General features: G+C 33.7%; 10 protein-coding genes. 1 reads left to right on the plus strand and 9 read right to left on the minus strand.

All coding sequences use genetic code 11. The annotated features are described in order from the left end of the window. The 9 genes from I2F54_RS12840 to I2F54_RS12880 all read right to left on the minus strand — a co-directional run bounded on the left by I2F54_RS12840 (position 1) and on the right by I2F54_RS12880 (position 8,974). Positions 1 to 1,119 (minus strand): hypothetical protein, encoded by a 1,119-nt coding sequence (locus tag I2F54_RS12840; RefSeq protein ID WP_118047581.1) that lies wholly within the window; start codon positions 1,117 to 1,119, stop codon positions 1 to 3. Between the two features lie 9 nt (positions 1,120 to 1,128). Beyond that, on the minus strand, positions 1,129 to 2,406 hold the full coding sequence (locus I2F54_RS12845; RefSeq protein ID WP_118481650.1) for a lipopolysaccharide biosynthesis protein: 1,278 nt from the start codon (positions 2,404 to 2,406) through the stop codon (positions 1,129 to 1,131). A gap of 41 nt (positions 2,407 to 2,447) precedes the next feature. Continuing rightward, entirely contained in the window at positions 2,448 to 3,077 is a 630-nt protein-coding gene (locus tag I2F54_RS12850; RefSeq protein ID WP_118047792.1) for a hypothetical protein, read from the minus strand. Further along, on the minus strand, positions 3,059 to 3,658 hold the full coding sequence (locus tag I2F54_RS12855) for a YdcF family protein (RefSeq protein WP_229097185.1): 600 nt from the start codon (positions 3,656 to 3,658) through the stop codon (positions 3,059 to 3,061). The genes I2F54_RS12850 and I2F54_RS12855 overlap by 19 nt, the downstream gene beginning before the upstream one ends. Beyond that, on the minus strand, positions 3,643 to 4,704 hold the full coding sequence (locus I2F54_RS12860) for an N-acetylneuraminate synthase family protein (RefSeq protein WP_118047793.1): 1,062 nt from the start codon (positions 4,702 to 4,704) through the stop codon (positions 3,643 to 3,645). Before I2F54_RS12860 ends, I2F54_RS12855 begins: the two co-directional genes overlap by 16 nt. 6 nt (positions 4,705 to 4,710) lie before the next feature. After that, positions 4,711 to 5,889 carry a DegT/DnrJ/EryC1/StrS family aminotransferase gene (locus tag I2F54_RS12865; protein WP_118047794.1) on the minus strand — a complete coding sequence of 393 codons (1,179 nt, stop codon included), beginning with the start codon at positions 5,887 to 5,889 and terminating at the stop codon, positions 4,711 to 4,713. A gap of 3 nt (positions 5,890 to 5,892) precedes the next feature. Next, positions 5,893 to 6,636, minus strand: a complete 744-nt coding sequence (locus I2F54_RS12870; RefSeq protein WP_118047795.1) for a cytidylyltransferase domain-containing protein — start codon at positions 6,634 to 6,636, stop codon at positions 5,893 to 5,895. After that, positions 6,633 to 7,655, minus strand: a complete 1,023-nt coding sequence (gene pseB, locus I2F54_RS12875) for a UDP-N-acetylglucosamine 4,6-dehydratase (inverting) (protein ID WP_118047796.1) — start codon at positions 7,653 to 7,655, stop codon at positions 6,633 to 6,635. Before pseB ends, I2F54_RS12870 begins: the two co-directional genes overlap by 4 nt. An 803-nt stretch (positions 7,656 to 8,458) precedes the next feature. Further along, positions 8,459 to 8,974, minus strand: a complete 516-nt coding sequence (locus I2F54_RS12880) for a UpxY family transcription antiterminator (protein WP_195501401.1) — start codon at positions 8,972 to 8,974, stop codon at positions 8,459 to 8,461. A gap of 381 nt (positions 8,975 to 9,355) precedes the next feature. Here I2F54_RS12880 and I2F54_RS12885 point away from each other — a divergent pair. Beyond that, positions 9,356 to 9,459, plus strand: a 104-nt coding sequence (locus tag I2F54_RS12885) for a DUF4494 family protein (protein WP_195501402.1), incomplete at its 3' end; no start/stop codon positions are given.

The raw sequence follows: 9,459 nt of genomic DNA on the forward strand, positions 1-9,459 counted from the left end.
TTATACTTTTTCGTATGAATCCTTCAAAATATCTATATTCTTTCGTCTCTCAATTTCTTTATCAGTTAAGTATGTGTATATATAATATAAACGAATTTCCTTTGCAACTGTTGTAAATGTTATATCAGAAAAATTACAATGTTCAATATTATACACATCCTTGTTTAACAAAGAAGCAAGAAATCTTAATCTTTTTCTTTGCAAAGCCAAACTGTCATAATCATCTGTAGTTACAAATATAAGCGGCTTATTTGCTAATGTTACCCACGATATTGTATTACACAATTGTAGTATTACTCTATCTGCATATATAATTAAATTTTTCGTTTGATACTTAATTATGCGTCTATTGCCAAATTCTCCATTTACATAATTCGATTTAGGATGGGCAGCAATAATAATAGGCATCATATATCTACTCTCCAAATATGTAAAGAACTTATCTAACGACATTTGAAACTTTTCTGTAGTTGGAATTTTACTATATTTAAAAAAATAGATATCATCTGGATGGAATCCAAAATTAGTATCAACAAAAAGTATATACCTACCTTCAATTATAGGATGAGATTCGCCAAAATAGAAATCCTCATAATCAGGATGATTTATTTTATCTGTTCGGTTGACAATGGCTGATGATGAATAATAACGTTTACAAGAAGAAATATTATAAATCCAAGCATATATTTTATATAAATATATTTCCAATCGAGTAATCAAAATACTACGAAAACGATCTGAAAAAAGTTGAGATAATTTTTGTTTCAATGTTAAATGCAAACTAGTATTTGCATACATATCAACCCGGACCATATAACAATGATATTTTGTCAATATCCTAAATATTTTACGAGTATTCCAAGATGCATCAAAATCTAATATAAAAATAGTATTAGGTGAATCAATTCCAGATAATACATGTTCAAATTCAAATAATGAAGAAATACTTCTTAAATAAGATTCATATAATTCATCATTATATTTCATTCCTGGATGTATTATCTGCGACATATCCCAAAATTGCACATCATACCCAACAGATAAATATTCATCCACATAATTATTACGTTTGATTTGAGGGGTTAAAGGCGCTTGACTAAGTATTACTATATTTTTCATTAATATCAACTAAAAAAGTTTACAATATTTACGACTATATAAGTAAACCAATAATGCAGTGAGAAAACTTGTAAACAATGATATATAAGCCGTATATTCAATAGAATATTTCGTTAAAAACAAGGATAGAACACAATGAATTAATGAAATAGAAAATGTTATAATCATCAAAGTCTTGGTTTTTTTATAGAAAAACAAGAAATTCACAAACAACAAATATATACATGAAAAAAAAGAAGCTCCACATAATGGAAATAAATAATATACAGCATCTGAATAACTTGGGAAAAAAAGTGGAAGAAAAATAGAGCATCCTACCAACAATAATAGAGTTATCAAACCAAATATGATTATCATCATCTTAGTCTGTTTGCGCAAAAGTGGTATTGCCTGCTGCCTATTTTTAGATAATTGTTTAAATATAAAAACAGAATTTGTTGCATTAAAAGCTGTTCCAATAATTTGCAAGATGTTTGAAAAATTCATAGAAAAACTAAAAATGCCTACTGCTGCAGACGAATGATAATAATTAATTACATATTTATCTAATCCTTGTTTTAACCAAAAAGATATACTATGAGGAACTAATGGTATACCAAAATGTAATGCGGATTTAATATCGTTTTTTGTTGGCAAAATAAACTTTAAATACCCTCCTCTAATTAATAAGAAAAAACTTATAATAAAAAAAATCCCACCTACCAATATTTGAGCGTAAACTCTTCCTGACCATCCCCAGCGCAATGAAACAACAAAAAACAATGTAAAAAAAAGGTTAAAAATAACAACTAGTAAGCTAAATATCCCATAAGAAAAAGGTTTTTCTTCCAATCGCCAGATATTTAAATTAACAGCAGCTACATTTTGCAAGAAACAGACCAACAATGCCAACCACTGATAATAAGTAGAAATACCAATAACAATAGATAATATTTTTGAAAAAAGAATCAGTATAAATGTTAATATAAGAAAAGAGCCTATTGATAAAAGTAAAACAGCATTTATTGTTTTTCTTAAACCTTGAATATCTTTTTGAAAAAAGTCAATAGATATAAGCCCGTCTGAACTCAAAGAAATCAAAACAAGCAAAATAGAAAGAAGAGAATTAAATAAATTCAATTCACCATACTCATTAGGTAAAAGGAAATTAGCTAAAATGAGTAGAATCAAAAAACTGACTCCACTATTTAAAAAAGAAAAGAAGGAGAATATTATTCCATTCCTCACTGTAGTATTTGTTAACAATCTTCCCTTTACTTTTCTTATACTTAATTCAATAAGACCCATACTTTTTAATAATACAATCTGATCATTTTTATATAAATCCTTTATAAAGCTTCTATAGCGCCATAGCAATTTCTCAATGTTAAATGCCGATGAATACTAAATCCGTCTTTATTTATACCATCAATATCATGATATTTACCAACATATATCCTATCACCGTTATGGTCTGTATCATTACACCAAATAAAGTCATAACACCATAGTATCACATGTTGTGCATAATAATATGCCCAGAAAGTATATACACATAAAATAGCATCAGGAAAAACCACATTACTATTTAATAGCTCATTGGGTTGTATAGCACGAGATTCTTCCAGAACATCTTTCTTCAATAAATACCAACGCAACTCCAACGTCTTATTAATAAAATCCTCATTTAAATACCAGTCTTGATTATAAAAACATGGTACTGACAAATTAGGTTCTACGCCAAAAATATTCCGGAAAGTTTGAATTGACAAAGGTGTATTATCCAATTCTGGTATACCTAATATTAAAACATAATCATTTGAACACCTCTGAAGTTCATCATATGAATATTGAATAACTGGTACCTGAACAGAAGCATATGAAAGCTCCATCTTTTCAAATAAAGGCCTTAGTTCTTCTAAGCCCACAAAATTATTTCCAAATAAACGCTTAGCTTTTTCTATTGTAACTCTTTCCATTGTTGGTATTCTATTGCTTCTTTATATGTTGCTAAATGTCCTAATTGAGAATATTTTTCTATACGTATAAATTCTTGTTCCAACCGCTCGCAACGTATTCCCCACCCCAAGTCCTTAAACCACCCGAGATTACGAACGGGTGCATTATATAGTATAATATCATTACCTATATCCAATATCACCTTTAAAAAAGTTAAGTATGCACGATATTGATGCTCATGGCTTGCTACCAACACCAAGCGTTTCCAATTCTTTTCAACAGATAATTTTATAACTTCTATAGCTTGTTCACGAGTATTTAGTGATTTATCCTCATGAAATATAACCTGAGCTGGTACTCCAGCCTCCAGCATATATGGTAAAACTTCAGAAAATGGAAAACTCCCGTATGTATAATCAGTAATACCACCACTAAAAACTATATTGGAAGCAATATTAGAATTATATAACTCTACAGCCTTAGGATAACGATTCAAGCCATCCCCTTCTAATAAAATTATAGCATCAGAAGGTTTTATAATGTCGTTATCAATAAAAGCTATAGCTTTTTCCCGCTCTGTCATCACTAAAAATTCTCCCAAAATAAAGGTTGTCCTTTAGCTATATCTTCCTTACATTCTTTTCCTATAACTATAGACTTAAATTTAGGCGGAATCCCTAACGCTGGACGGAGTACATCTATATCATTCTCTGTCATAAAATGACCTTTTTTAATATCATTTTTGGCATATAAACAACGACGTTGTACATAAACAGTTTCTCCTTCTTCAGCTACAACTTCTTTACGTGTGTTTCCCATAGCACGCTCAACCTCACGGATAGAATCAACCATGAATTTAAACTCTTGAGGTTCCATCGAATGCGGATGGTCTGGTCCCTTATCAGTCTTATTTAAAGTAAAATGCTTTTCAATAACACGACCGCCGATAACAACAGACGCCAAAGCAACTACATGTCCGGGGGCATGATCTGAATAGCCTGTCAATACTTCAAAAGCTGACTGATAAGTTTTCAGCACATTGACATTAGCACTGTCTATTTTAGAAGGATAATTGGTAATACATTGCATCAATACCAGGTCTTTATTTCCTGCAGCCTCTATGGTACGGACAGCCTCATCTATTTCAGACATGGTAGCATCCCCCGTAGCTAACATTATAGGCTTCCCTTTACGAGCAATATAATCCAACATTTCAAGCCAAGTAATATCGCCTGAGCCAATCTTGATAAAAGGAACGTCTAAATCAACACATAAATCAACTGCCTTCTTAAAATAAGGAGAGGTAGAAAAATCAATGCCTATAGCCTTGCAATAATCTGCAATCTCTCTATGCCATGCTACAGGAAACTCTGCATCCTTAAACACTTCGCTGACCGTACGTCCCCAAGAACCATGAACTCCCTTCAACTGCATATGAGAAAAACCTCCCTCAGATACTATAAGAGGAGTAGAGAATGTTTGGAATTTTGCACAATCAGCACCAGCATTTTTAGCTGCATCAATTAAACGTTTTGCTTTGTCAATACTACCATCAAAATTCGCACCTATTTCTGCTATAAAATAAGTGGGATAAGTATTGCCTATTATTTTATTGCCAATCTTTATTTCTTTACTAAAAAAACCCATAATATATCACTTTATAAATTGTTCAATCGTTTTATGAAGAATTTCCGCCTGTTTCCTAGCTTCATCCAAATTCCAATAATTCGTCTTCAGTTGTATCATACGTTTCTGTAAATATTCTGCATTTGGACAAAGGTTAGCATCATATTTCTGCCAAACTCCAGGCATATGCTGAATCTGGTTTTGAAACAAAGGTTCATTATACGAGAGTTTCCAAGCGGCATAATAACCATCACCTCCATTTACCTGAAACAAGTCACGAAAAGCATACCAATCCTTCTCCGGACAATCAGTACTCAACACCATACTATATGACCAATATGAGTTAACATATCCTTCAGGCTCTGCTTGCCTTTTCAACAAATTCTGATCTTTAATAGCTTCATCAAAGATTTTTGCCACTTCAATGCGATTACTTACCAGTTCATCCACACGTTCTAACTGTCCTAGTGCACATGCTGCCTGCAACTCCGACATACGATAATTAAATCCCAATGAAATATGTCGACTATACTGAGGATCTTGAATATCATTCCTGGTAATTTTCCCTTGTCTAGCATTTACACCAGCATAACCCAAACAATTAAAACGACGAGCATTGTCTGCCAGTTCCTCCTTATTACAAAGAAGCATACCACCTTCACCCGCCGTTAGGTGTTTACTTGCTTGAAAACTAAAACTGGAAAAGTCGCCAAACTCACCGACATATTTACCCTTATACTTTCCAAGGTAACATTCTGCGTTATCTTCAATGAGATATAAATTATGGCGTTTACAAATATCCAAAATTTTGTCATAATCCGGAGCTAAACCAAAAAGTGAAACCGTCATGACAGCCTTAGTTTTAGGAGTAATGACCTTTTCTATGCTTTCGGCAGAAATTTCAAACGTATCCAAGTCACTGTCTGCAAAAACTGGTATTGAGCCGTTATGCAATACCCCAAAAGAAGTACTAGTCATGGTTAAAGCTGGTACAATCACTTCATCACCAGGTTGGATACCTAAAGCCGCCACTGCTGTATGCAAAGTAGCAGTACCATTACAATGGCCAATGGCATAAGCCTGATTAAACTTTTTTGTAAAAGTATTTTCCAATCTGTTGTTGAATACAGAATTTAGAGAAGTTGCAAAAGCACTATCCAAAACCTGATTCACATAATCACGTTCCAATTTACTGATTCTTTCCATAATTTATATCGATTTATACATTTCGCTTCGAGTCACATCCGAATTCATCATCCCTATTTCAGGATATTTTTTAAGTAACTGAAGAATATCATCCATGTAAAATATCTCTGATTCATTCTTATACAAGAATGAATATATACGGGTTACCATCTGAAAATCACTCTTCGTGTCAACCGTCCAACGTAAATAAGATAAATTCTCACCAACATTAGAAATATTAAATATCTTAAACTCTTCCGGATGATGATAAATATACTGAGTCACATGCTCTCTTTCAAAATTACTTGTAGAAAGTTTCTCTTCTTTATCCAAAACAGCTTTAGTAAATACTTCTATATCTAGCCCTTCTGGATAAGAAGGGGGACAATTATTACAAACAAAGTCATATCCGCCTGTTTGTAGTGTATTTATTGCCTTATCAATCAGACTAGGTTCCTTAAAAGGATCATCAGCTGTTATTCTCACAATTACATCCGCTTTCGCATAATTGGCCGTTTCATAATAACGTTTTAAAACATTACTTTCGCTCCCACGATAGACATCCACACCATTTTCTTTAGCCCAGTTATACAGTTTATCATCCGATGGTCTATCTGTCGTTGCCAACACTATATGGTCAAGTAAACGTACAAATTTCAAACGATTAACCACATGCCAAATGAAAGGTTTACCGCACAAATCAGCAAATACTTTATTAGGGAAGCGACTCGAACCGCAGCGTGCTTGAATTATAGCTACAACTCTCATTTCACTTCAAAATTCGGATCTACATATTTACGTATTTTTTTACGCATAGACTCAACAGTTTCCCATTCCGTATTATTATCACTACTATAATGAAAACCTTCAGAAACAGGCACCGCACTATGATGCTGAATATATTCTTCTCTATTATGCTTATCTGATACGGAAGGAAGAATTACATAATATTTACCTAAATCAATAGTATCAAGTGCATCAGTTACAGTAATCATTTCCTCGTGTAGTTTCTCTCCCGGGCGTATGCCTACTTCCACCTGCCGCAGATTGGGAGCAATGGCAGTTGCTACGTCTTTGATATGATAGGATGGAATTTTCGGAATAAAAATTTCACCTCCCAAATGATGACCGATAGCATACATCACCAAAGCAACACCAGCTTCGAGTGAAATATTGAAACGAGTCATCCGCATATCGGTAATAGGTAGTTCTTTCGCTCCACTATCACGCTTATTAATAAAGAAAGGAATTACGGAACCACGAGACCCCATCACATTGCCATAACGGACTACAGAAAACCTGATATCCTTAGAACCACTGATATTATTAGCTGCTGTAAACAGCTTATCGGATGTCAACTTGGTTGCACCGTAAAGGTTGATGGGAGCACAGGCTTTATCTGTAGAAAGGGCAACCACATGATGTACACCTGTTGCCAAAGCCGCTTTTATAACGTTCTGTGCTCCATGCACATTGGTTTTGATACACTCCTCGGGATTGTACTCTGCTGTATCGACTTGCTTGATAGCAGCAGCATGAATAATCACATCTACACCTTCACAAGCACGAGTCAGACGTTCAAGGTCACGAACATCACCAATAAAATAACGCATTTGAGGATACTTATTCTCCGGATATTTCTGCTTCAGTTCAAATTGCTTCAGTTCATCACGAGAAAATATTATGATTTTCTTTACTTGCGGATAATCACGAAGAATGGTTTCCACAAACTTTTTACCGAAGGAACCAGTTCCTCCAGTTATTAAGACAGATTTGTTATTAAGCATATAATATATAGATTAGAAATCAAAAAATAAGTTAACAACCAATTTGGATGTATCATCTAAGTAAAATTGCCACAAGGTGGTTTTACTATAAGTTAAATCAAAAGTTGAACTGTTTTTTAGTATTTATTACTACTTGCTTCAATGGCAATAAGTCCTCATACTCCCTGAAACTTTTAACAATTTCACCAACAGTTGTTTGGAGTATTCCAATGCAGATACATCTTGTGTTTTGCAGATCAAGATAATTATATAGTCACGGCCGATATACCTTTGCCTCCCTATTACTACCGAAGAACTGGGAATTCCTTCCTTTCATCTACCAAAGACTGTATGAGCCTTTCAATAATTGAATCGTCAATCAAATAAAAATATTATGCAGAATAATTGAGCATTTGTTTCTTATAACACTAACCACTAATTTATTTTAGCAAGAATTCTGCCCATCAGATATTTCTTCTACATATTATTTGAGAAGAGTTCTATCTACTGTACAAGACAATAATTGAGACATCGGCTTTGAATGGAAATCTCACTAGCTTAATAAATATTCTTAAAAAATAAATTGGACAAGGGTATCTGTTTAGTCAGAAGTACCGTATATCATATTAATTTATTGTTAAGGATTAAATTAACTTTAACATAAAGTTAAAGTTAATTTTCCAATATCTATAAAGTTAACATCTCCAAAATTTAAAGTTAGCTTTATACTCCCTTTAAACTCATTATAGTTTTTTCATCTTAACATTATTAAATCATTATCCATACTTCATACGATGTGCCAACGTAAACATACAATATTCTTATCACCCGCGCCGTACATAGCTCACCGGTACACTAACCAACGCACATCCCAACTCCTGCAATCTTACAGCTATGTAATATTTACTTTCGTATTTCACCATTTCGCCTCGTACCCCCTGCATACTTCCTTTTGCCACAATAACCATAGTTCCCGGAGCAATCGGTTCATTAACCATTAAAATAGAAGTATCGGAGAGGTCGACCATGAAGCGGAAGTCCGCCATTTGTTGGTCGGGAATGACAAGAGGGGCATTAGTGCCACGTTTACTAAAGAAATGATGAACGTTGGGTGCTTGTTCTACTACAGAGAGTTCGGAACGGGAAAGGCAGACAAACACCATACCGGTAATTACCGGCTTTGTCACTTTCACACGCTTTCCGGCATATTCCCGAAATACATCCTGCACAGGCAAATAGACTTCTACTCCTTGCTCACGTAGCCACGTTTCTACCTTAAATTCGGTATTGTGACGAACATAAACAGCATGCCAATGCTTATGATCCGACGTAGTTAACAAATGCTAATAATAAATTATTAATAGTTTAGTAATAAGCGTTTTATGATTTCATTATAGCAGAGTTTCTTTTATGGCTCCGCCGAATGTAGCATCCACTACATTTCTCATCTCAAGAATAGAATTTTCGTCCACGATTAGCTCGTTTTGCAAGGGCAAAGATAAACACTCCGTATGGAACTACAAAATATTTAATAGATAAAAAGTTTTGCATTAACATAATCTTCTTTCACATACATCGAACATTTTTCCTCTTTTTCGTTTATCTTTGTACACCCTTTCCAATATAAACGGGAAAGAGATTCTTCAATAAGTCGCAGAATGACAGAAAGAAGAAAGCAATTAATTTATTAATTAAAAACACTAACTAAAAATCAGAAAATTATGGCAATGCATACATGGTTTGAGTGCAAAATCCGTTACGAGAAAACAATGGAAAACGGAATGAACAAGAAAGTTACCGAACCTTATCTGGTAGACGCACTCAG

The organism is Bacteroides clarus, assembly GCF_015555825.1.
Classification (GTDB): Bacteria; Bacteroidota; Bacteroidia; order Bacteroidales; family Bacteroidaceae; genus Bacteroides; species Bacteroides clarus.